Raw genomic sequence first — 21,768 nt, forward strand, 5'->3', positions numbered from 1 at the left:
GGTGGTCCCAGTCTATCGGCGCCCGTCGGCGTGCTACTCGTAGACGGGAAACGGGGGCAGCGCTCCCGCGAGCAGGGCCTCGGTCTGCTCGCGCAGGCCGGCCGCGTAGCCGGAATGGGTGAAGACCAGGAAACGCTCCTGGCGGATGGCCGCCACCGCGGCGAGCGCCACCTGTTCGGGGTCGATGCCCCGTTCCACCAGACCGTCGATGATCTCAGCGGAGGCCACCTCGTCCTCGGTAGGCCCGGCGACCGTGAGATTCTCCGGCCTGACCCGTTCCGAGCGGTTGATGCCGGTCCGTACCCCGCCCGGGCAGAGCGCGGTCACCCGGAGCTTGGAGCCGGCCATCGCGAGGTCCTGGGCGAGGGACTGCGAGGCGGCGAACGCGGCGTACTTCGAGACCGAGTAGGCGCCGGAGAACGGCGCGGCGAACAGCCCCGAGACCGAGACGGTGTTGAGGATGTGGCCCTCGGTGTCCTGGGCGATCATACGGGGGACGAAGGCCCGGATCCCGTGGAGCACACCCCAGAGGTTCACCCCGAGCAGCCAGGCGAAGTCCTCGGGCTCCCTGGTCCACATCTGGCCGCCCTGGAAGACCCCCGCGTTGTTGCACAGCACGTGGACCGCGCCCAGCTCGCCGAAGGTCCGGTCGGCGAGGTGCTGCACGGCCGCCGGATCGGAGACGTCGGTGATCTCGGTGAGCACCTTGACCCCCTCCACCAGCGAGGCGGTCTCCGCGAGAGGGCCCGGGTCGACGTCGGCGAGCATGAGGGCCATCCCCTCCGCCGCCAGGCCCAGTGCGAGCGCCCGGCCGATCCCGCTGCCCGCCCCGGTGACGACCGCGATCTTGTCTGACAGTTCACGCATGGCGTTTCCTCCACCCTGACGGTTCCCGCATCGTGTTACCTCTAACTGACGGTTCACGTATCGCGCCGTCCCCGGCCGCACCATACCTAGCGGCCGCTTGGCCACAAAGCTAACGTGTGGCTCACCACCAGTCGAGGAGGCAGGCCATGGCAGGTACCGGAGTCGTCGTCACCGGCGGAGCGTCAGGGATCGGCAGGGCCTGTGCGCTCGCGCTCGCCGAGGCCGGGCGCCCGGTCGCGATCTGGGATCTCGACGAGACGGGTGCCAAGGAGACCGCCTCCTTCGTCGCCATGAACGGCGCCCCGGCGATCGCCGTCACCGTCGACGTCACCGACGCCTCGTCCTTTCCCGCCGCGGTCGCCACCAGCCGCGACGCCCTGGGGGCGATCGGCGGCCTCGTGCACGCGGCCGGGATCGCGGCCCCCCTGGGCGTCGGCGAGCTGACCGAGGCGGCCTGGGACGCGGTGCTCAACGTCAACCTGCGCGCCCACGCCCTGCTGGTCAAGGCCCTGCTTCCGGACCTGCGCAGGCACGAGGGCTCCGCGGTCGTCGGCATCTCCTCGGTCGAGGGCCTGGTCGGGCAGGCGTTCATCCCGGCCTACTGCTCTTCCAAGGCGGGCATGCTCGGCCTGACCCGCTCGATGGCCCACGAGCTGGCGCCGATCCGGATCAACGCCGTCTGCCCCGGCTACATCGACACCCCCATGCTGGTCAAAGCCACCGGCGGCGACCAGAGCTTCATGGAGTCCTTCGAACGCAAGTCCCTCTTCCACCGCCTCGGCCGCCCCGGGGAGGTCGCCGCGGCCGTACGGTTCCTGCTGAGCGACGAGGCGTCCTTCATCACCGGCACCCACCTGGTCGTCGACGGCGGCGCCACGGCCGTCGACCGCTGATCCCGCCGGTTAGCGCGCTTCGGTACGCCGTTCGGCCCGGCGGGAGCGGCGGCCTGGGCGATCGGTCGTCGATCTCCCGGCGGGCCGTCCCGGTACGGGCGTGCCCGGGAGGCCGCTCGACCTCACCGGAGCGCGGCAATGGAGGAAGGCACGCTCCGGCCTGGCACCGAGGTCACGGTGCTGGCCGACGGTCACCGGGGCGGGGCTGAAGGGCGTGGTCGAGGAGGCCCAGGGGTGGGGAGCCGAGGTCGAACATCGCGGTGTGGAAGCGTTTGAGGCCGAAGTCCGAACCCCAGGCGGTCCTGGCGCGGTCCCGGAGGTCGAGGATCTCCAGCTTGCCCCAGGTGTAGCGGCCGTAGGTGGGGTCGAAGGTGGCCCGAGCCGCCTCGGAGAGCGCAGCCGGGCCGACGATGTGGGTGTCGGCGGCGAAGCGGCGGGCGCCCTCCTCGACGGTCATCGCACCGGAGTGCACGCCGATCGCGCAGGCCAGCCGGGTCACCCTGATCAGGGCCTCCAACCACACACCGATCTCGAAGCGCGGATCCTCCGGCGCGAAGCCCTCCTCGACGCAGAGCTCCTCCGCGTAGTGCGCCCAGCCCTCGGCGAAGGAGAGCGACATCAGCGTCCGCCGCACGTCGGAAGGGGCGTGGCGGAGCGCCCGGCCGTGTGAGAAGTGTCCGGGGGCGACCTCGTGCACGTTGATCGCGGGCAGCGTGGTCTCGCTGAAGACCTCCAGCCACTCCTCGACATCGCCCGGCGGCCACGAGAGGTCGGGCGGGGTGACGTGGTACCACGAGGGGCCGTCGGGCTCGCCGGGCGCCGACCAGCTCATCATGGCCATACCCCACCGGCGCGACTCGGGCGCGATGCCGACCAGGCACTCCCCGTCGTGGTAGGGCACCAGGTCCCTCTCCCGGGTGAAGTCGATCGCGCGCTCGGTGCCGATCGTGGCCGCCTCGATCACGCCCTCGGGACCGGGGTGCTGCCTGACCAGCTCGCGCGCGACCTCCAGCGGCTTGCGGTCGGCGAACCCCAGCGCGGCACAGGACTCCGTCAGCCGATCCATCAGCCGGTCGCGCTCGGCGTCGGAGCGTTCGGCGAGCCGTCCCAGGTCGACCGGGAGACCCTCGGCGGCGCTCATCAGCCGGGCGAGCCCCTCGGCACCGAGCGAGGCGTCCGGGTCGCCGGAGCGCGCGGCCTTCTCGACGTGCTCCACCAGCCGGGCGTGCGCCCGGAACGCCGCCTCGCGCACACTCTCCTTCGCGTCGCGGGGCACCCCGGCGGCCAGGCCGCGTACCGCGCCGAGCAGCGCGGTCGCGACGGGGGCGCTGAGCAGGTCGAGCGAGGCGATCGCGTTGTCCACCGCCTCCGGCCAGCGGGCGAGGTGGGCCTGCTTGGCGGCGTTCCGCTCGGCCTCGGGAGCGTACTCGCGGTCGTAGGTGGCCAGGTCCAGGTTGCCCACGTGCTCCATGGGGCTGCGCCGGTGCAGCTCCAGCTCGGCGAACTGCACCCGCGCGGCCTGCTCGAAGATCTGCAGGTGCGCCGCGTCATAGGGGTCCTCGGGCAGCGGCCCCTGACCCAGCGCGGCCAGCCCGGCGCGCACCCCCGCCGGCGACAGGTCCTGGATCAGGCCGTCGTACTCGTGCCGCCCGGCCATTTCCCGGACACCGGACACATTGAGATCGCATACCGCCCGCAGGCGCCCGTCGAGTTCGGTCATGGTCGCGACGCTATATCAGTACGGGCTCCGAGGGACCTGGCACGACAGCCCACGATCAGCCCGCGAGGCGACCTCACCCCGGCTACCAGGACAGGCCCCGAAACCCCATGGCAAGCCCGCAGAACGACCTCGACCCCGGATCCGGGGGCCAGGCCCGATTCAGCGCTTCTTTCCGGAATTCACCGGTTCACCGGCCCTCCTGGATTCGAGGATTCCCCAGCTCGGCGATCCGGTCGAGCAGCGCCTCCAGCGTCTTGTCGTCCGTGGCCGGGGCCATGACGGTCACCCGCAGGTGGCGGGCCCCGCCGATCTCCGCCGAGGTCAGCTGGAAGGCGCCGTCCGCCATCAGGCGCTCGCGGACGTCCACCGGGTCGCCGGTGCCGTACCTGAAGCAGACGATGTTGCTCTCCGGCTCGTACGGGCACTCGAAGCCCGGCCGCTCGCGGGCCAGTTCCCAGAAACGGTGCGCGGTGGCGTACCGCCGCGCGACGTGCTCGCCCAGGCCGCGCTCGCCCCGCCAGGCCAGGTTGAGGAAGATCTTCAGGCCCAGCTCGGCCTTGCTGCACTCCACGGTCCTGCCGATGAGGTCGAAGCCCTGCTCCCCGTAGAACAGGTAGCTGGCCCGCTGCTGGAAGGCCGCGTCCAGGTCGCCCTCGCGCCGGGTCAGCACCGCGGCGGCCAGGCTGGAGGTGCGCAGCATCTTGTGCGCGTCCCAGATCAGCGAGTCGGCGAGTTCGATCCCGTCGAGCAGGTGGCGGTGCTCGGCGGCCAGCAGCGCCGAGGCGCCGTGGGCGCCGTCCACGTGGAACCAGACATCGGCGGCGGCGCAGAACTCGCCGATCCCGCGCAGGTCGTCGTAGAGCCCGGTCCCGGTCGCGCAGGCGTTCGCCACCAGGGCCATCGGCCGCCGCCCGGCCTCGCGTACCCGTTCCAGGGCATCCGGCAGGCGGGCGACGTCGACCCTGCCGAGCCCGTCCACGTCCAGCGGCATGACCGCGCGCTCCCCCAGCCCGAGGATCGCGGCCGCGCGGCTGAGCGAGTAGTGCGCCGAGGCGGGGGCGAGCAGGGCGAGGTCACCGGGGACGCCGTCGGTCCACGCGCCGGGGGCGGCCGCCGCCCGTGCGGCCAGCAGCGCGGTCAGGTTGGCCAGCGAGCCCCCGTGGGTGAGGACCCCGCCGCCCGCCTCGCCGAACCCGACCGTGTCCAGCATCCAGCGCAGCACCTCGAACTCGACGGTCGCCGCCGAGGCGCCCATCTCGTAGACCGCCATCGGGTTGTTGGCCGCGCCGTGCACGAAGTCGCCGAGCGCGGCGGGGAAGTCGGGCGCGGCGATCTGATGTCCCAGGTAGGCGGGGTGGTGCATCCGGGTGCCCTCGGCGAGGTAGCCGCGCAGGAACTCCCGGTACGCCTCCGCGGTCATTCCGCCCTCGCGGATCCACCGGGCCAGCCCGAGCCGCTCGGCCAGCTCGCCCGGGGGCCTGCGCCGGATGACCGGCACCGCCCCCGCCTGGCTCTCCGCCACGTAGGCGGCCAGCTCATCGACGGTCACCCCGGCCGCGCGGACGAACTCCTCAAAATTCCACATCACATAGAAATCCTGGTCGAATCCACGACACCCCACCAAATGAGCCCAAAAGCGGTAGATCGGACCAACGAGACGGCCCTCAGCTACGAAGCGGCCTTCCACCCGATCAACTTATCTGTTCTGTAGAATTAACTCTACGTCAGGTATCATCATCTCCGCATGGATCGGCATCCCAGCAAGGAGATACGAGCGGCGATCGATTACATGATCGCCGCAGGCTGGAGGTCATGCATGGGGGCGCGCTTCATGTCCCGGTGGGCATCAGGGATGCAGGCCTCCCTCGTCCATCTGGTCGACACCGCGCTCCCCGGAGGCACACGCCAGGCGGCTGCGGCGTCTCGTCGACCAGTGCCCGCACGGGTTTGAGAACGAACTATCAGAGGGAGCGTGAGTCCCGTGACCGTCTACAGTTTCGAACTTCACTTCACGGCCCCGAGCGGCGAAACGGTGATCGACGCGCTGTACGAGGCCGGCTGGGACGACGCCACGGTGTCACTCGACCCGGCCACGGGCGGACCCGGCATCGCCTCGTTTGATCGTGAGGCGACCGGGGCGGTGGAGGCGATCGCGTCCGCGATCACCCAGGGGCGCTCGGTGGGGATCGAGGTGACCGGAGTAAGCGAGGACCTCGTGACGCTCGCCGAGATCGCCGACCGCACCGGCCGGAGCTTCGCCACAGCCGACCATTGGGCCGTCGGCCGCCGCGGGCCGGGAGGCTTTCCCGAGCCGAAGGTGCGGCGCCCCCGCGTGAGCCTCTGGTCGTGGGCGGAGGTGGCGACCTGGCTTCACAAGAACCGTCTTGCCGAGGTCTCGCCCATGGAGGTGGAACTCGCCGAGGTGTGCGAGATCGCGGATTCGCTCATCCGCGCCCGGCGCCTCCAACGGCGGCTTCCGGCAAAAGACCGCGAGCGCCTCTGTCACGCGATGGCCTGATGTCAGTCCTTGATCGTCGACTCACCTCACGTGCCATGGACGAAGTGCCGCTCAGGTGATGCCGACGATGGGGAGGCGGAGGGCGCCGGGGGCGGTGGCGGGGACGGCGGGGTTGGCGGGGGCGACGGGGGTCAGGCGGGCGTACGGGGAACCCTGGGCGGGGCGCGGGTCGGTCTCTCCCCGGTTGGGCCAGAAGGCCATCGCGCGCTCGGCCTGGGCGGTGATGGTGAGGGAGGGGTTGACGCCGAGATTGGCGGAGATCGCGGAGCCGTCGACGACGTGCAGGCCCGGATAGCCGTGGACGCGGTGGTAGGGGTCGATCACCCCGGTCTGGGGCCCGGCGCCGATGGCGCAGCCGCCCAGGAAGTGCGCGGTGGCCGGGATGTCGAACAGGTCGAGCCAGGTGCCGCCCGGCATGCCGCCGACCTCCTCGGCCGCGTGCCGGACGAACTCGTGACCGGCGGGCAGCCAGGTGGGGTTGGGCTCGCCGTGGCCCCGCCCTGAGCGGAGCCTGCGGCCGAGGAGTCCCCTGCGCATGGACAGGGTGATCGAGTTGTCCTTGGCCTGCATGACCAGCGCGATGATCGTGCGCTCCGACCAGCGGCGGTGGTTGAACAGCCTCGGCACCAGGTGGGGCCTGCGCAGGGCCTCGCCGAGGAACTTGAGCCAGCGCGGCGCTCCGCCGCCGTCGATGAGCAGGGTGCGGAGCAGGCCCATCGCGTTGGAACCGTCGCCGTAGCGGACCGGCTCGATGTGCGTGTACGCGTCAGGGTGGATCGAGGAGGTGATCGCCAGTCCCCTGTTGAGCTTCTCCCCCTTGGCCGACGGGCGTTCGAACCCGAGCAGCGCCTCGGAGTTGGTCCTGGTGAGGGTGCCCAGCCGGTCGGAGAGGCGGGGCAGGGTCCCCGCTGCCTTGAGCCGGTGCAGCAGGCGCTGGGTGCCGTACGTCCCCGCCGCGAAGATCACCTGCTCGGCGGTGAACACGCGGCGGCGCCAGGGGGCGCCGGTCCGGTGCGTCTCGATCCGGTAGCCGCCGTCCACCGGCACGACCGAGGTGACCGTGGTCTCGGGGAGGACCTCGGCCCCGGCCCGCTCGGCGAGGTAGAGGTAGTTCTTGATCAGCATGTTCTTGGCCCCGTGGCGGCAGCCCGTCATGCACTCGCCGCACTCGGTGCAGCCCCTGCGGCGCGGCCCCGCACCGCCGAAGTAGGGGTCGTCCACCTCGACGCCCGGAGGGCCGAAGAAGACGCCGACCGGGGCCAGGTGGAAGGTGTCGCCCACGCCCATCCGCTCGGCGACGGTGCGCATCACCTCGTCGGCCCTGGTGACCGTCGGATTGATCACCACGCCCAGCATGCGCCTGGCCTGGTCGTAGTAGGGGGCGAGCTCGGCCTTCCAGTCGGTGATGCCCGACCACTGGGCATCCTGGAAGAACACCTCCGGCGGCTCGTAGAGGGTGTTGGCGTAGACCAGTGATCCCCCGCCGACCCCGGCGCCCGCCAGGACCATGACGCCGGTGCCCTTCTGGCCGCGGAGCAGGTGGATGCGTTGGATGCCCTTCATGCCCAGCCCCGGCGCCCACAGGAAGTCGCGGGCCCGCCAGGAGGTCTTGGGGAACGTGCCCTCGTCGAAGCGGCGCCCCGCCTCCAGCACGGCGACCCGGTAGCCCTTCTCGGTCAGCCGCAGCGCTGAGACGCTCCCGCCGAAGCCGGAGCCGATCACCAGCACGTCGTAGTCGAACACGACGACTCCTTTCGAGTAACGACCTTCGGCGGTTTCCGGCGGCTCAGGTGACCTCGGGGCGGCGCCGTGACGGACGTTCGCCGTCGCGGCCTCGTGGGCCTGGCCGGAGTGGTTCGGATGCGCTTCCGACTCCCCCGGGTGCCTCACTTCAGGTGGAGCGCCTTCATGACCCTGAGCGCGCCCGCGAGGGTGTCGGCGTACTTCTCGTACGCCATGCCGAGGATCGGCTCGAAACCCAGCCAGGGCGCCTGGCTGGAGACGGTCTGCGCCTCGGTGTACCTCAGCAGCCCTTCGGCGCCGTGCCGGCGGCCGAGCCCCGAGGACTTCATCCCGCCCATGGGCGCGTCGTAGGAGGCGTAGGCCGAGGCGTACCCCTCGTTGATGTTGACGGTGCCCGCCTTGATCCGGGAGGCCAGTGCGCGCCCGCGCGACAGGTCGCGGGTCCAGATGGAGGCGTTGAGCCCGTAGGAGGTGTCGTTCGCCTTCTCGACCGCCTCGTCGTCGTCGCCGAAGCGGTAGACCGCGACCACCGGGCCGAAGGTCTCGGCGCGGCAGAGCTCCATGCTCTCGTCGACGTCGGTCAGGACGGTGGGCTCGTAGAACAGCGGGCCGAGGTCGGGACGGGCCTTCCCGCCGGCCAGCACCCTGGCGCCCTTCGCGACGGCGTCGTCCACCTGGGCGCCGACCGCCTCCAGCTGCCGCTGCGAGGAGAGTGAGCCCATCTGCACGTTCCAGTCGAGTCCCGCGCCGAGCCGCATGTTCCTGACCTGCCGGACGAACTTCTCCACGAAGGCGTCGTACACCGAGTCGTGGACGTAGAGCCGCTCGATGGACAGGCAGAGCTGCCCCGCGTTGGTGAAGCAGGCGCGCAGCGCGCCCTGGGTCGCGATGTCGAGGTCGGCGTCGTCGAGTACCAGCATCGGGTTCTTGCCGCCGAGCTCCAGCGAGCAGCCGATCAGTCGCCTGGCGGCCTCCTCGGCGATCTTCCGGCCGGCCCGGGTGGAGCCGGTGAACGCGACGTAGTCGGCGCCGTCGAGCAGCGGATCGCTCACCTCGTCGGGTTCGCCGAGGACGACCTGCCAGATCTCGCGGGGCATCCCGAGGGAGACCAGCAGATCGATGGTCCACAGCGTGGACAGCGCGGTCTGGGTGTCGGGCTTGTGGACCACCGCGTTCCCCGCGAGCAGCGCGGGTACGGCGTCGGTGACACCGAGCGAGAGCGGGTAGTTCCACGGCGAGATCAGGGCCACCGTTCCCCGGGGCCGGTGCGCCTCGGCGGTCCTGGTGGCGACGGGCAGTATCCCGGCCCGCGATCTGGTCTCCAGCAGGCCGGGGGCCCGCCGCGCGTAGTAGAGGGTGCAGCCCGCGACGTCGAGCACCTCCTCGAAGGCGTGCCTGCGCGCCTTGCCGGTCTCCCACTGGACCACGTCGAGGATCTCCTCGCGGCGGTCGAGGATGGCGTTGTGCAGGCGGAGGAAGGGCTCGGCCCGCTCCCTCACGGGCAGCGCCGCCCACGCCCGCTGCGCCTCCCGCGCCGCGGCGTGCGCGGCGCGGACGTCGTCGGCTGTGGAAACGGGCACCTCGGCGAGCACGTCGCCGGTGAACGGTGCCGTGATCTCCTGCGTCTTGCCGGCGGAGGTCACGTACGGTACGACACGTTCGATCATGCGGGGGTCGAGGGCCCGTGTCATTTCAGGGGGAACGGCCATGTTCGCAGGGTAATCGCGGGAGGCGGGCCGTGGCTACTCACCGGTAGCGAAGTGTTGAACCACACCCCTTTCGGATCCGTCGTAGTGGCATGAGGACATCGATTCGTACAGCCGGCGCGGTCACCCTCGCCGCGGCCCTGCTCGCCACGGCGTGCAGTTCTACGGAGACGAGGAGCGGCGCCGGACCCGCGGCACCGGTCACGCTGGGGAACATCAGGCTGGTCTCCTACAGCGGCTGCGACGACATGCTGGCCGGGCTGCGCGCGGCGACGGCGAAGAACGTCGGCCCGTGGGGCCTCGGCGGCCCGCCGATCCTGTACGCGGAGGCGCGGTCGGACGCCGCAGCCAAGGTCGGCGGCGCGGCGCCGCCCGAGCACTCCACCACGAACACGCACGAGGCCGGGGTCGACGAGCCCGACCTGGTGAAGACCGACGGCGACCGGGTGATCACCGTCAACCGCGGCGTGCTGAGGGTGGTGGACACCGCGACCAGGAAGGTCACCGGCACGCTCAAGCTGGTGGACGCCGAGCAGGCGTGGGCCCCGGCCGACCTGCTGGTCGGCGGGGACAGGGCGCTGGTGCTCTTCTCCGGCGGCGGGATCATCCCGTACGGCGCGGTGGCCAAGCGCGCGCCGAGCCCGGGACCGCGCTACGTCCTCGTCGACCTGTCCGGGGAGCCGAAGGTGATCGGCTCGCTCACCCCGGACGGCTCCCACGTGGACGCCAGGATGGTCGGCTCGACGGTGCGGATCGTGGTCCGCAGCCAGCCGCGGATCGACTTCCCCGACCTCGGGCCCGATCTGTCGGACAACGAGCGCACCCGGCGGAACACCGAGGTCGTCGCGGCGGCACCGATCGAGGCGTGGCTGCCGAAGTACGAGCTGACGTCCGCGACCGGCGTGACCTCGGACCGCACCGTCGACTGCGAGCGGGTCAGCCACCCGGCGGAGTACACCGGGACGTCGATGCTGACCGTACACACCCTCGACCTGTCGCAGGCGCTCGCCGAGACGGCCCCGATCAGCGTGGCCGCCGACGGCGACACCGTCTACGGGACGGGCTCCAGCCTGTACGTGACCAGCAACCCGCAGTGGTGGTGGCCCAGGGCGGTCGACCCGGTGATCGTCGAGGAGGCCCCGGCCACCACTCCCACGGTCGCCGCGACCCCGGCCGCCGCCTCGGGCCTCGACCCCGCTCCGACCCTGCTCCCGGAACCGGCCCCCACACCGAGCGACACCCCCTCGCCGGCGACGACGCCGAAGGAGCCCGCGGAGGAGACCGAGGTCCACCGGTTCGACATCACCGCGGCCGGAGCGCCCCGCTACGTCGCCTCGGGCAAGGTGCCGGGCAGGCTGCTCAACCAGTACTCCCTGTCCGAGCACGAGGGGCACCTGCGGGTCGCCACCACCTCGACCGCCGGGCAGAACAGCTCCAGCGCCGTCTACGTGCTCGACTCCGGCACCCTGGCCGAGAGGGGCAGGGTCGGCGATCTGGGGCTGGGCGAGCGGATCTACTCGGTCCGCTTCATCGGCCCCGTCGGCTACGTGGTGACGTTCAAGCAGGTGGACCCGCTCTACACGCTCGACCTGCGCGATCCGGCGGCGCCGAGGAAGACCGGCGAGTTGAAGATCACCGGCTACTCGGCCTACCTGCACCCGGCGGGTGACGGGCGGCTGATCGGCGTGGGCCAGGAGGCCAGTGAGAAGGGCCGCACGCTCGGCACCCAGGTCTCCCTGTTCGACGTCAGCGATCCGGCCAACCCGCGCCGCCTGTCGCAGATGTTCCAGAAGGACTCGGGCTCCGAGGCGGAGTGGGACCCGCACGCCTTCCTGTACTGGGCCAAGACCGGGACGGCGGTCCTCCCGCTGAACTCCTGGACGGGCACCGAGCAGACCAACGGGGTCGCCCTGGTCCTCGACATCGGTGATTCCGCCGTCACCAGGACCGGCACGATCGTCCACCCCAAGCCCAAGCCGGTGAACGACACCCGCCTCGCCCCCTACGACCCGGGCATCCGCCGCTCGGTCGTGATCGGCGACAGCCTGTGGACGGTCTCCGACCTCGGCCTCAAGGTCAGCGACCTGAAGGACCTGGCCGACCAGGCCTGGATCTCCTTCTCCTGAGCCTTCCGAACCCTCGTCCCGCGCCCCCGTCCCGCCGCCGGGGGCGCGCCCGTCACCGCACTCGGGCGCTCCACAGAACCTCCTATTACACCGACATATCAGCCTTTACAAGATCTTGTTATGACACTTGAATAAGTGTTACCTCTTGCGCAACACACGTGATCCGCGTGTGGCATGGCCAACGACGGCCATCTCTCCGCAGGAGGATCGGTGTCGACCAGACCCTGGTTACGCATCACCGTCATCGCCGCCGCGACGGCGGCGCTCGCCCTTCCCCTGCCGGGAATCGCGCAGAGCGAACCCGGCGCCCAGCCCCCCAAGGCCCACGACTTCCAGGCCGAACAGGGCGCCAAGCCCGACCTGGACAACCGGCGCGGCAGCGTCGCGCCCCCGGCCTCGCTCTCCAGATCGGCGGCGAGCACCGCGACGATCCGGTGGAACGCCCTCGGCACCCCCGCCGTCGTCACCGGCTCCACTCCCCTGGCCGAGGGCCTCGGCAGCGACCCCGAACAGGCCGCGCGGGCCTATCTCAAAGCGAACGAGAACCTCTTCGGCCTCTCCGGCGAGGCGGTGGACGCGCTGGAGAAGATCGCCGTCAACCCGATAGGGGACGGGCACGCCGTACTGCTCAGGCAGAGGTTCGGCGACCTGCCCGCGGGCGTGGACGGGCAGGTCGTGGTCGGCGTGAAGGACGGCAAGGTCCTGCACGTCACCTCGACGCTCTCCCGCTCCTCCGAGGCCCCGCCCGCCGCCAGACTCACCGAGCGGCAGGCGCTGGAGATCGCGGCCAGGGACGGCGGGATCGACCTGGCCACGGCCACCGTCAAGAAGGCCACCGCCACGGCGGTGCCCGCCCCCGACGGGACGCACAACGCGTTCCAGGTCGTCCTGATCGGCGGCGGCGACGGTGAACCGGCCGCTTACACCACCCACGTCGACGCGGTCAGCGGCGAGATCCTGACCCGCGAGAACCTGGTGGACCACCACGGCGCGCCCGACGACCCCACCTGGAAGGCGTTCCCCGCCAACCCGCCGGGCGACTACTCCTCCACCGACACCCGTAAGACCTGGTGCCCCGCCGCGGGCCCCGGTTGCGACCTGGTCGGGGCCGACCCGGCCACCGGCAAGGCCTGGGACCTGACCCACGCCACGGACGCCTCGACGAACACCAGCGTCGGCAACGCCGCCAAGACCGTGGAGAACCGCGCCAGCGGCGACGCGTTCTCGGTGGGCACCCGGAGCAACGTGGCCACGCCGAGCCGCCAGTACGCCTATCCGTGGACCAACAGGTGGTACACCGCCAAGTGTGACCCGGCGGCACTGGACGAGCCCGGCGAGGCCGACCTCGAAGCCGCCATGACCAACCTGCACGTCATGCACAACCGCATGCACGACTGGTCCTACCGGCTCGGGTTCACCGAGACCGCCTGGAACATGCAGAACGACAACGGCGGGCGCGGCGGTCTCGGTGGCGACCCCGAGCAGGGCAACGCGCAGGCGGGCGCCCGGGTGCTCAGCGTGCGCGACAACGCCAACCAGATCACCGGTCCCGACGGGATCGCCCCCATCACCAACATGTACCTGTGGCAGCCGATCGCGGGCTCGTTCTACGCCCCCTGCGTGGACGGCGACTACGACATGTCGGTGATCGGGCACGAGTACACCCACGCGATCTCCGGCCGCATGATCGCCGGCCCGAACGCCGGGTGGAGCGGCGCCCAGGCCGGGGCCATGAACGAGAGCACCTCCGACCTGTTCGCGATGGAGTACCTCGCCGAGTACGGTTTCCGCCCCGCGGGCGACACCCCTTCCGTCACCGGCGGCTATGTCACCGGCGACAAGAAGGCGGGCATCCGCAACTACGACATGGCCACCTCGCCGCTGAACTACAGCGACATCGCCTACGACCTCGTCGGCCAGCAGGTGCACGCCGACGGCGAGATCTGGTCGGCGACCCAGTACGACGTGCGCAAGGCGTTCCTGAAGAAGTACGGCGAGGGCACCCCGGCCAAGCAGAAGGCGTGCGCCGACGGCCAGACCCCGCTCGACCAGTGTCCCGGTAACCGCCGCTGGGCGCAGGTCTCCTTCGACGCGCTGCTGCTGATGGCCTCCGGCGCGGTCAGCTACGTCGACCACCGCGACGCGCTGCTCGCGGCCGACGCCATCCGGTTCGGCGGCGCCAACCAGGCGATCATGTGGCGGGCGTTCGCCGAGCACGGCCTCGGCCAGGGTGCGGCGAGCACCGGGCCGAACGACCCCGATCCGACGCCGAGCTTCGTCGACCCCGCGGGGAAGAACGGGAAGCTCCAGCTCAAGCCGTTGCTTGAGGCCAAGGAGGCGGCGCTTCGGCTGTACGTCGGCGACTACGAGGGCCGCGTCGTGCCGGTGGCCGACACCGACCCGGCGACCGAGCTCGGCGACACCGTCGAGATGACCCCGGGGGTCTACGACTTCGTGGTCGCGGGCAACGGGTTCGGGCACACCCGGGTGAAGTTCGCGGTGCTGCCCGGCGTGAAGCTGCCGCTGCCGCTGCCGCTGGCGAAGAACGTCGCCTCGGCGGCGCTCGGCGCCACCGCGACGGGTGACGGCGTCAACCACGGCAAGCTGATCGACGAGACCGAGGCGACGAACTGGGCCTCGCTCACCGGGCCGGTCAGCGGCAGATCCGTCACCGTGGACCTGGCCGGGACCGCCCCGTCGAAGGTCCGCCGGGTGCAGGTCAGCGCCATGCTCCGGCCCAGCGTCAACGACCCGGCCGACCCCGGCGGCCAGAACCGCTTCAGCGCCCTGCGCGCCTTCGAGGTCCTGGCCTGCGACGCCACGAAGAAGGACTGCGCCTCGCCCGCGTCCTTCTCGGTCGTCTACACCAGTCCCGCCGACGCCTTCCAGACCCGTCTGCCGCGCCCCCGGGGCGCCGACCTGCTGATCAAGTCCTTCAAGATCCCGACGACCACCGCGACCCACCTGACCCTGCGGGCCGTCTCCACCCAGTGCACCGGCAACCCGCTCTACGCCGGCGAGCAGGACGCCGACCCCAACTCCGCCACCGACTGCGGCACCGCCAGCCCCGCCAGGGACCAGCTGCGCGCCGCCGAGTTCCAGGCCTTCACCCGCTAAGTGATCGAGTCCAAGGGGAATCAGTGATCGTAGGCGGTCCGTGAGCGCGGCGCGACCTGGCCGCTGGTGTGGTCGTGCCACGAAGCGGCGGTCAGCGCGAGAAAACACTGCGGGATGCGGATGATCACTCTCCCAGGATTACGACCACTGTGGCGTTCCAGGTCGAGTCGGCCCTTCAAGGTCTGATCGACCGACTCGACCTGACGCAGCGGTGTGAACGACTGCGGCCCGCCCGCGAAGGTTCGTCCTCGCGGGCGGGCCGCGACGGATCACCCCCGAAGAAGCCGGAGCGCCGGCGGACAAGCCCAGGTCCTGGGGCTATCCAGGCCGCGACGACCCCAACGAACTCATGGTTCGTCCCCTACTCACAGACCCTCGCGGGAAGGATCGGATCAGACGTGGGTGACCAGGAGGGTCACGCCGGCCTCGCCGCCGCAGTCGACGAAGACGGGGCCGACACCGTTGCCGATCTTGTGGGAGAGGGTCGCCTTGGCCACGAACTTCTTCGGGTTGTCGTCGATGATACGGATGTTCTCCAGCGACGGTACGCCGCCATACGCGCCGCTGACCACGGCCTTGAGCCCCTTACCCCCGCCGCAGTGGCCGGTGATCGTCAGCTCCTCTCCTCGCTTGGCGGTGGGGTTGGGGCTGACCTGGACGACCGCCCTGGCACCCTTCGGCGGCTTCGGCGCCGCCTCGGCTACGATCTTGCCGGTCACGCCGACCTTGTCGCTGGCGAACGCGCTGCCGGCGCCCAGTCCGAAAACCCCGACCGTCAAGCTCGCCCCGACGATCACGGCGATCATTTTCTTGTTCACGGTGGCTCCTTCGCCAAGTCTTCCCGGCCCGTATGGCCCTGGTGATCCCTTGTCGTTTCGGGATCTACTCGGTGAGTAGCCGACGGGGCCGCCATAGGTTCTAGCCCGGCCGGAGTGTGACGTGGATCACGGCCGGACGTGGTCCGGCGGTGACCGCGACGGCCACGGTGAGCGTCGCCGGAACCGTGTTGGCCGGCCGTGAAGGCCGACCACCCGCGCGGAGGTCCGCCGAGAAACGGCACGTTTGCGTGACCGCGCGGTCCGCGGGCCGGTGTCCGGTCTTGAGGCGCGCTCCGGACGGTCACACCGGCTTAGATCGGTTGGACCGGCTGGACGTCCGGTCCGGCCACCGGGACGATCTCCGGGGCGCCGAGGCGGATGGCGTCGGCCTCCTGGTCGGTGTCCTGCTCCTGGGAGAGGCGCTCCGACTCGACGCGCTTGGTGTAGTACTCCACCTCGCGCTTGATCTGCTCGGCGTCCCAGCCCAGCGGCCCGGCGAGCAGTTGGGCGGCCTCCTCGACCACGGCCACGCCGCGGTGGAAGGTTTCGATCGAGATGTGCGTGCGCCGGGTCAGCACGTCGTTCACATGCCTGGCCCCCTCGTGGGTGGCCGCGTAGACCACCTCCGCCCGGAGGTAGTCGTCCGCTCCGGTCAGCGGTTTGGCCAGCGACGGGTCCCGCTCGATCAGCTCCAGCACCTCGTCGATCATCGAGCCGTACCGCTGGAGCAGGTGCTCGATCCTGGCCACGTGCAGCCCGGAGGAGTGGGCCAGCCGCTGCCGGGAGTTCCACAGCGCCTGGTAGCCCTCGGCCCCGGCCAGCGGGACGCGGTCGGTGCAGGAGGACGGGACCCGCTGGTCCAGGCCGTGCGCCACCGCGTCGACCGCATCCTTCGCCATAACACGATATGTCGTGTATTTTCCTCCGGCCACCATCACCAGCCCCGGGACCGGGTGGGCCACCACGTGCTCGCGGGAGAGCTTGGAGGTCTCCTCGGACTCCCCCGACAGCAGCGGGCGCAGCCCCGCGTAGACACCCTCGACGTCCTCGTGGGTGAGCGGGACCGAGAGCACCTCGTTCACGTGGTCGAGGATGTAGTCGATGTCCGACCGCGACGCCGCCGGATGCGCCCGGTCCAGCTCCCACGCGGTGTCGGTGGTGCCGACGATCCAGTGACGGCCCCAGGGGATGACGAACAGCACCGACTTCTCGGTGCGCAGGATGATCCCGGTGAGCGAGTGGATCCGGTCGCGCGGCACCACCAGGTGGATGCCCTTGGAGGCGCGCACGTGGATCTGCCCGCGCCCGCCGACCAGCTCCTGGATGTCGTCGGTCCACACGCCGGTGGCGTTGACCACCTGGCGGGCCCGCACGTCCAGCTCACCGCCGCTCTCCAGATCGCGCACCCGGACGCCGGTGACCCGCTCCCCCTCGCGGAGGAAGCCCACCACCTGCGCCCGCGAGGCGACGTTGGCCCCGTACGTGGACGCGGTCCGCAGCATGGTCATCACGTAGCGGGCATCGTCGACCTGGGCGTCCCAGTACTGCACCGCGCCGGAGAACGCCGACTTCCGCAGCGCGGGCGCGAGCCGCAGCGCCCTGGTACGCGACAGGTGCCGATGGCCGGGCACGCCCCGGGTGAGGCCGGTGGAGAAGCCCATCGTGTCGTACAGCACCAGGCCCGCGCCGACATAGGGCCGCTCCCAGCCCATGTGCTTGAGCGGGAACAGGAAGGGCACCGGCCGCACCAGGTGCGGGGCGATCCGCTGCAGCAGCAGGGCCCGCTCCTGGAGCGCCTCCCTGACCAGCTCGAAGTTGAGCTGTTCCAGGTAGCGCAACCCCCCGTGGATGAGCTTGGAGGATCTGGAGGAGGTGCCCGAGGCGAAGTCGCGCGCCTCCAGCAGCCCGACCGACAACCCCCGGGTCGCCGCGTCCAGCGCGACCCCCGCTCCGACGACTCCGCCTCCGATCACCACCACATCGAGTTCCTCGGCGCTCATCTGCGCCAGTGCGGCGGACCGCTCGGCAGGACCGAGCCGTGCGGTGCCCATTCGCGCCGTCATTTGCAACCCCCTGGGGTGCGACTTGTCGCCTTACGCGATGTATCTACCCATCTACCCTAGGCACCATTACTGACGAGTAGGAAGCAGCGGGCGAGATTCACGCCATATCCCCATGTACAGCGGGAAAACCGTTCCCGAAGATCGATTGAACCCCGACCGGGGGCCGGCGCTACCCACCTGGCGTGGACGGGGGAACCGAGAGAATGGCACTGCGCTGGTTCGGCGCCGCGCGCCGACGTGCCCGCGCGCGGGAGGACGACACCCGCGTGCTGGCCAGGGTGGCCGACGGCGACGCGGGCGCGCTGACCGAGCTGTACGAGCGATACGCCAGGCCGCTGTTCGCCTTCATCTACCGGCTCGCCGGGGATCGGGGCACGGCCGAGGAGATCCTCCAGGACACGCTGCTGGCCGTGTGGCGCTCGGCGGGCACCTACCAGAATCGCTCCAGCGTCAGCACCTGGCTGTTCGGGGTGGCGCGCAGGCAGGCGCACAACCGGCTGCGCGGCACCCCGCCTCCCCTCACGGCCGAACCGTCCGAGGGGGTCGATCCCCTACCGGGCCCCGAGGAACTGGCCGTGGGCGACGATCGGGTGCGGGCGGCGTTGGCCCGGCTGCCGCCGGCCCAACGCGAGGTGGTCGTACTCGCCTTCCTCGACGACCTGAGCCACCGGGAGATCGCCGAAGTACTGGAAATCCCGGTCGGCACGGTGAAAAGCCGCCTGCACCACGCCCGAGCGACCCTGAGGGGGTACGTCGATGACCGGACATCCTGAACCACCGGAGACCCACGGCCGATCCGAGGCTCCGGGGATCTCCGGGCGACCCGAACCACCGGAACTCCACGACTGGCCCGAACTCCGGGGGATCCGCGAGGGCATCCCGGCTCCGCCCGGCCCCGAGATCGTGCGTACCGTCCTGATGAGGTCCGGGCTCGGCGACCTGGCGGCGACCCCGGCCACCCCGAGGCCGTATCGGGCGTGGGCGTTGCTGGCGATGGAGGCCAGGCTGCTGCATCCGGCGATCTGGCTTGCCTCCGCGCTGGTCATGGCGATCAGCGTCGGCTTCGTCATGGCCAAGGGCAGTTCCGGGGAGTTCGTGCTCGCCCTCGCCGCTCCGCTGATCGCCATGGCCGGTGTCGCCGCGTCGTACGGCCCCGAGCACGACGACGCCTTCGAGCTGGTCGCCGCCACGCCGATGTCGCCGCGCGTCATCCTGCTGGCCCGGCTGACACTGGTGTTCGGCTACGACCTGGCTCTGGCACTGCTCGCATCGGCGGCTCTGGCACTGTTCTCGCTGGACTCCGCTCCCTTTGGGCTGGTGCCGCTGGTCAGCACCTGGCTGGGCCCCATGGCGATGCTCGCGGCGCTCAGCCTGCTGCTGTCGGTGTGCTGGAACCCCGGCGGCGCGATGGGCGTCGGGCTGGCGGTGTGGACCCTCTACGCGCTGACCACCACCGATCTGCCCGTACCGGACGGCCTCCGGGATCTCTGGACGACCAGCCCGGCCATGGTCGGACTCGCCCTGGCCCTCCTCCTCGCCGCCGTGATCGCGGTGGGAACGGGTGAACCGATCCATCGTGCCCGCACGACCCGCCGGCCATGACCTGCCGTCTCTGCACTCCCGACGGAGATCGGTTGAACCGATTCGGCGTACCCTCGCAACTCACCGATCATGAGACCCCTCGAACTCTGGTCGCACGAGACGCGAAGGGCCGGTCCAACGGCCCTGCTGGCCCCGCCGGCCCTCCTCCTGCTCATACTGCTCCTCGCGCTCTTCGGCACCCGGCTCGGTTCCCGGGAGGGGAACACGGCGTGGTTCCTCATGACGATGCTGGAAACGGGCGTCCCGCTCCTGGCCGGTATCGCCGCCGCCTCGCTGATCGGCCGGGACCGCGCGGTGGAACTGCAGCTCACCCTGCCCGTGAGGTACCGATCGACCCTGCTGCGCCGCCTGGCGGCGACGATCGGATGGGCGTCGTGCTGCGCCCTGGTCGCCTCGCTGCTCCTGGTCGTCACCGGCTGGTGGGACCTGCTGCCCGTCGCGTCCCACGGCCTGGCCGGTCAGCTCGCCTGGCTCTCCCCGACACTCTGGCTGGCGGCCCTGGGACTGCTCCTCGCGGCCGCGCTCCGCAGCGCCGCCGCCGCCACCGCGATCGTCTCGTTCATCTGGTTGTTCGAACAGATGCTCGCACACCTCTTCCAGGAGGACCTGATGCTCCGCCTGCTCCACATGTTCGCCACCACGCACGGGACGGTGCCCGGCGACTGGCTGCCCAACCGGCTGACCCTGCTGGCGACCGCTCCACTGCTCGCCGCCGCGGCCTGGCCGCTGCTCGGCGACGCCGAGCGGATTCTCGGGGGTGAGGTCGAATGATCGCGACCTTCCGCTACGAGTTCCGCATGCAGATCCGCCGGCCCATGCTGTGGATCGTCTACGGGCTGACCCTCGCGGTGACCGTCGCCGGCTTCGGCTCGACGTACGTGACGCTGGACCTGGGCGGCGGCCAGGGAACCCTCCCGAACACGGCCATGGTCGCGTCGGCCACCCTGCTCATGTCCCTGCTGCCCATCGTCTACGGGTGCCTGCTCGCCGACCGGCTCGTCCGCGACCGGCGGCTCGGCGTCGCCGGGATCCTGGACACGACCCCGACCGGTCACACCGCTCGGCTGGTCGGCAAGTACCTCGGCACGTGCGCGGCCACCGTCACGCCGCTCGCGCTCGCCTACTTCGGCCGGGCCGTGGCCTACGCGATCGCCGAGGGCGAGCCCTCCGCGCTGGGCTGGGCGGTGGCGGTCTTCGTGGTGGCCATCGTCCCCGGGCTGCTCTTCGTGGGGGCGCTCGCCCTGGCCGGTCCGCTGCTGATGCCGCCGATGCTGTTCCAGGTGCTGTTCGTCGCCTACTGGTTCTGGGGGAGCCTCATTCCCCCCAGCATGATGCCGACGGTGTCCCACAGCATCCTCTCACCCAACAGCCAGTACGTGGCCTACGGCCTTCTCGGCTACCACCTTCCAAAGCTGCCCCCGAACACCGTTCTGCCGCCTGAGGGCGACGTCTACGGCCCCTGGTCCGACGCCTCGCTGAACTTCCTGCGGCCCGTGGCCACCGAGTCCACCGCCTTCCTGTGGATCGGCGTGATGCTGGTGCTCGCGCTTTCCGTCCTCTCCCTCGCCCGTCTCCACACCACCCGGACGGAGTCCTGACATGCGCATCGAGATCTCCCGCCTGACCAAGACCTACAAGGGCGGCGTGCACGCCCTCAACGGGCTCGACCTTGACGTGCCGACCGGTATGTACGGTCTGCTCGGCTCCAACGGAGCGGGCAAGACCACGCTCATGCGCATCCTGGCCGGGCTGCTCAAGCCCACCTCGGGGACGGTCCGCGTCGGCGGCCATGACATCGCCACCGCCGACGGACGCCTCGCCGTCCAGCGGACGCTCGGCTACCTCCCCCAGGACCTGGGGGTCTACCCCGACCTGACCGCGCGGCAGTTCCTGGACTACATCGCCCTGCTCAAGGGGATCGACTCCCGCCCCGCCCGGCGGCGCCGGATCGGCGAGCTGCTGGAGGTGGTCTCCCTCACCCAGGACGCCGACCGCAGGCTCAAGGGCTTCTCCGGTGGCATGCTGCGCCGGGCCGGCATCGCCCAGGCGCTGCTCGCCGACCCCCGGCTGCTCATCGTGGACGAGCCGACCACCGGCCTGGACCCCGAGGAGCGGATCCGGTTCCGCACCCTGCTCTCCCAGCTCGCCGGGGAGCGCACGGTCCTGCTCAGCACGCACATCGTCGAGGACGTGGCCCAGACCTGCCGTCTCCTCGCGGTGCTCACCAAGGGGCGCCTCGCCTTCACCGGGGACGTCGGCGAACTGGTCTCCCAGGCCGACCACCGGGTGTGGACCCTGACCACCCCCGGCCCCGCCCCCTCGTACGGCAGGGTCGTGGCCGCCGTCCCCGAGGGCACCGGAATGCGCTACCGCCTCATCGCCCCCACCGCCCCCGCCCCCCACGCCCGCCCGGCCGAACCGACCCTGGAGGACGGCTACCTGGCTCTGATGGAAACCGGCCGCTGACAGCGTGGACCGCGGCCGGCGGAGCCGGTCGCGCAGGAAGCGGCTTACGCAGCTGTCGAGGAGCTCCTCGCGCGACACCCGTCCGGCCGCGAGGAGCCGCCCCTTCGGTGGGACCGGGGCCGGAGCATC

At 71.1% G+C, this 21,768-nt stretch carries 16 protein-coding genes and 1 pseudogene; 9 read left to right on the top strand and 8 right to left on the bottom strand.

Annotated features, from left to right (window positions below; genetic code table 11):
- Nucleotides 1–33: 33 nt before the first annotated feature.
- A complete protein-coding gene (locus tag ACFQVD_RS25225) occupies nt 34–867 on the bottom strand; it encodes an SDR family NAD(P)-dependent oxidoreductase (protein ID WP_343968176.1) in 834 nt (277 codons plus the stop codon).
- 146 nt (nt 868–1,013) lie between these two features.
- On the opposite strand from ACFQVD_RS25225, the gene ACFQVD_RS25230 reads away from it, so the two are divergent.
- Nucleotides 1,014–1,760 (top strand): SDR family NAD(P)-dependent oxidoreductase, encoded by a 747-nt coding sequence (locus ACFQVD_RS25230; RefSeq protein WP_343968178.1) that lies wholly within the window; start codon nt 1,014–1,016, stop codon nt 1,758–1,760.
- Between the two features lie 172 nt (nt 1,761–1,932).
- Here the strand turns inward: ACFQVD_RS25230 and ACFQVD_RS25235 are convergent, their stop codons facing one another.
- Entirely contained in the window at nt 1,933–3,480 is a 1,548-nt protein-coding gene (locus ACFQVD_RS25235) for a DUF885 family protein (RefSeq protein ID WP_343968181.1), read from the bottom strand.
- A 187-nt stretch (nt 3,481–3,667) separates the two neighbouring features.
- On the bottom strand, nt 3,668–5,065 hold the full coding sequence (locus ACFQVD_RS25240; protein WP_343968555.1) for a pyridoxal phosphate-dependent decarboxylase family protein: 1,398 nt from the start codon (nt 5,063–5,065) through the stop codon (nt 3,668–3,670).
- Between the two features lie 396 nt (nt 5,066–5,461).
- Here ACFQVD_RS25240 and ACFQVD_RS25245 point away from each other — a divergent pair, with 396 nt between their 5' ends.
- Nucleotides 5,462–5,998, top strand: a complete 537-nt coding sequence (locus ACFQVD_RS25245; RefSeq protein ID WP_343968183.1) for a hypothetical protein — start codon at nt 5,462–5,464, stop codon at nt 5,996–5,998.
- Nucleotides 5,999–6,049: 51 nt separating this feature from the next.
- Here the strand turns inward: ACFQVD_RS25245 and ACFQVD_RS25250 are convergent, their stop codons facing one another.
- On the bottom strand, nt 6,050–7,741 hold the full coding sequence (locus ACFQVD_RS25250; protein ID WP_343968185.1) for a GMC family oxidoreductase: 1,692 nt from the start codon (nt 7,739–7,741) through the stop codon (nt 6,050–6,052).
- A gap of 143 nt (nt 7,742–7,884) precedes the next feature.
- Nucleotides 7,885–9,450: a succinic semialdehyde dehydrogenase gene (locus tag ACFQVD_RS25255; RefSeq protein WP_343968187.1), complete on the bottom strand. Its 1,566-nt coding sequence runs from the start codon at nt 9,448–9,450 to the stop codon at nt 7,885–7,887.
- 89 nt (nt 9,451–9,539) lie between these two features.
- On the opposite strand from ACFQVD_RS25255, the gene ACFQVD_RS25260 reads away from it, so the two are divergent.
- Together ACFQVD_RS25260 and ACFQVD_RS25265 are read left to right on the top strand one after the other, a co-directional pair.
- Entirely contained in the window at nt 9,540–11,573 is a 2,034-nt protein-coding gene (locus tag ACFQVD_RS25260; RefSeq protein WP_343968190.1) for a beta-propeller domain-containing protein, read from the top strand.
- Nucleotides 11,574–11,783: 210 nt separating this feature from the next.
- Nucleotides 11,784–14,690 carry a M36 family metallopeptidase gene (locus ACFQVD_RS25265; protein WP_343968192.1) on the top strand — a complete coding sequence of 969 codons (2,907 nt, stop codon included), beginning with the start codon at nt 11,784–11,786 and terminating at the stop codon, nt 14,688–14,690.
- Nucleotides 14,691–14,710: 20 nt separating this feature from the next.
- On the opposite strand, the pseudogene ACFQVD_RS44855 reads toward ACFQVD_RS25265, so the two are convergent.
- From ACFQVD_RS44855 to ACFQVD_RS25275, 3 genes and pseudogenes are all read right to left on the bottom strand, one after another.
- A pseudogene (locus ACFQVD_RS44855) lies at nt 14,711–14,952 on the bottom strand (IS982 family transposase); the annotation flags it as partial.
- Between the two features lie 130 nt (nt 14,953–15,082).
- Nucleotides 15,083–15,508, bottom strand: a complete 426-nt coding sequence (locus ACFQVD_RS25270; RefSeq protein ID WP_343968194.1) for a hypothetical protein — start codon at nt 15,506–15,508, stop codon at nt 15,083–15,085.
- A 311-nt stretch (nt 15,509–15,819) separates the two neighbouring features.
- A complete protein-coding gene (locus ACFQVD_RS25275; protein ID WP_343968196.1) occupies nt 15,820–17,571 on the bottom strand; it encodes a glycerol-3-phosphate dehydrogenase/oxidase in 1,752 nt (583 codons plus the stop codon).
- A gap of 182 nt (nt 17,572–17,753) precedes the next feature.
- On the opposite strand from ACFQVD_RS25275, the gene ACFQVD_RS25280 reads away from it, so the two are divergent.
- From ACFQVD_RS25280 to ACFQVD_RS25300, 5 genes are all read left to right on the top strand, one after another.
- On the top strand, nt 17,754–18,344 hold the full coding sequence (locus ACFQVD_RS25280; RefSeq protein WP_343968198.1) for an RNA polymerase sigma factor: 591 nt from the start codon (nt 17,754–17,756) through the stop codon (nt 18,342–18,344).
- Nucleotides 18,328–19,173, top strand: coding sequence for a hypothetical protein (locus tag ACFQVD_RS25285; RefSeq protein ID WP_343968200.1), 846 nt, complete (start codon nt 18,328–18,330; stop codon nt 19,171–19,173). Before ACFQVD_RS25280 ends, ACFQVD_RS25285 begins: the two co-directional genes overlap by 17 nt.
- 69 nt (nt 19,174–19,242) lie before the next feature.
- Complete coding sequence (locus tag ACFQVD_RS25290; RefSeq protein ID WP_343968202.1) at nt 19,243–19,944, top strand: hypothetical protein; 702 nt, start codon at nt 19,243–19,245, stop codon at nt 19,942–19,944.
- Complete coding sequence (locus tag ACFQVD_RS25295) at nt 19,941–20,771, top strand: hypothetical protein (RefSeq protein WP_343968204.1); 831 nt, start codon at nt 19,941–19,943, stop codon at nt 20,769–20,771. Before ACFQVD_RS25290 ends, ACFQVD_RS25295 begins: the two co-directional genes overlap by 4 nt.
- A gap of 1 nt (nt 20,772) precedes the next feature.
- Nucleotides 20,773–21,639 carry an ABC transporter ATP-binding protein gene (locus ACFQVD_RS25300; RefSeq protein ID WP_343968206.1) on the top strand — a complete coding sequence of 289 codons (867 nt, stop codon included), beginning with the start codon at nt 20,773–20,775 and terminating at the stop codon, nt 21,637–21,639.
- Nucleotides 21,640–21,768 lie beyond the last annotated feature (129 nt).

The sequence above is a fragment of the Streptosporangium amethystogenes subsp. fukuiense genome (genome assembly GCF_042665875.1).
Lineage (GTDB): Bacteria > Actinomycetota > Actinomycetes > Streptosporangiales > Streptosporangiaceae > Streptosporangium > Streptosporangium fukuiense.

Excerpts from the sequence above, each read along its gene's own strand:
- ACFQVD_RS25225 (WP_343968176.1), bottom strand. The coding sequence starts at position 867 with ATGCGTGAACTGTCAGACAAGATCGCGGTCGTCACCGGGGCGGGCAGC.
- ACFQVD_RS25230 (WP_343968178.1), top strand. The coding sequence starts at position 1,014 with ATGGCAGGTACCGGAGTCGTCGTCACCGGCGGAGCGTCAGGGATCGGC.
- ACFQVD_RS25235 (WP_343968181.1), bottom strand. The coding sequence starts at position 3,480 with ATGACCGAACTCGACGGGCGCCTGCGGGCGGTATGCGATCTCAATGTG.
- ACFQVD_RS25240 (WP_343968555.1), bottom strand. The coding sequence starts at position 5,065 with ATGTGGAATTTTGAGGAGTTCGTCCGCGCGGCCGGGGTGACCGTCGAT.
- ACFQVD_RS25255 (WP_343968187.1), bottom strand. The coding sequence starts at position 9,450 with ATGGCCGTTCCCCCTGAAATGACACGGGCCCTCGACCCCCGCATGATC.
- ACFQVD_RS25260 (WP_343968190.1), top strand. The coding sequence starts at position 9,540 with ATGAGGACATCGATTCGTACAGCCGGCGCGGTCACCCTCGCCGCGGCC.
- ACFQVD_RS25275 (WP_343968196.1), bottom strand. The coding sequence starts at position 17,571 with ATGACGGCGCGAATGGGCACCGCACGGCTCGGTCCTGCCGAGCGGTCC.
- ACFQVD_RS25285 (WP_343968200.1), top strand. The coding sequence starts at position 18,328 with ATGACCGGACATCCTGAACCACCGGAGACCCACGGCCGATCCGAGGCT.
- ACFQVD_RS25290 (WP_343968202.1), top strand. The coding sequence starts at position 19,243 with ATGAGACCCCTCGAACTCTGGTCGCACGAGACGCGAAGGGCCGGTCCA.
- ACFQVD_RS25295 (WP_343968204.1), top strand. The coding sequence starts at position 19,941 with ATGATCGCGACCTTCCGCTACGAGTTCCGCATGCAGATCCGCCGGCCC.
- ACFQVD_RS25300 (WP_343968206.1), top strand. The coding sequence starts at position 20,773 with ATGCGCATCGAGATCTCCCGCCTGACCAAGACCTACAAGGGCGGCGTG.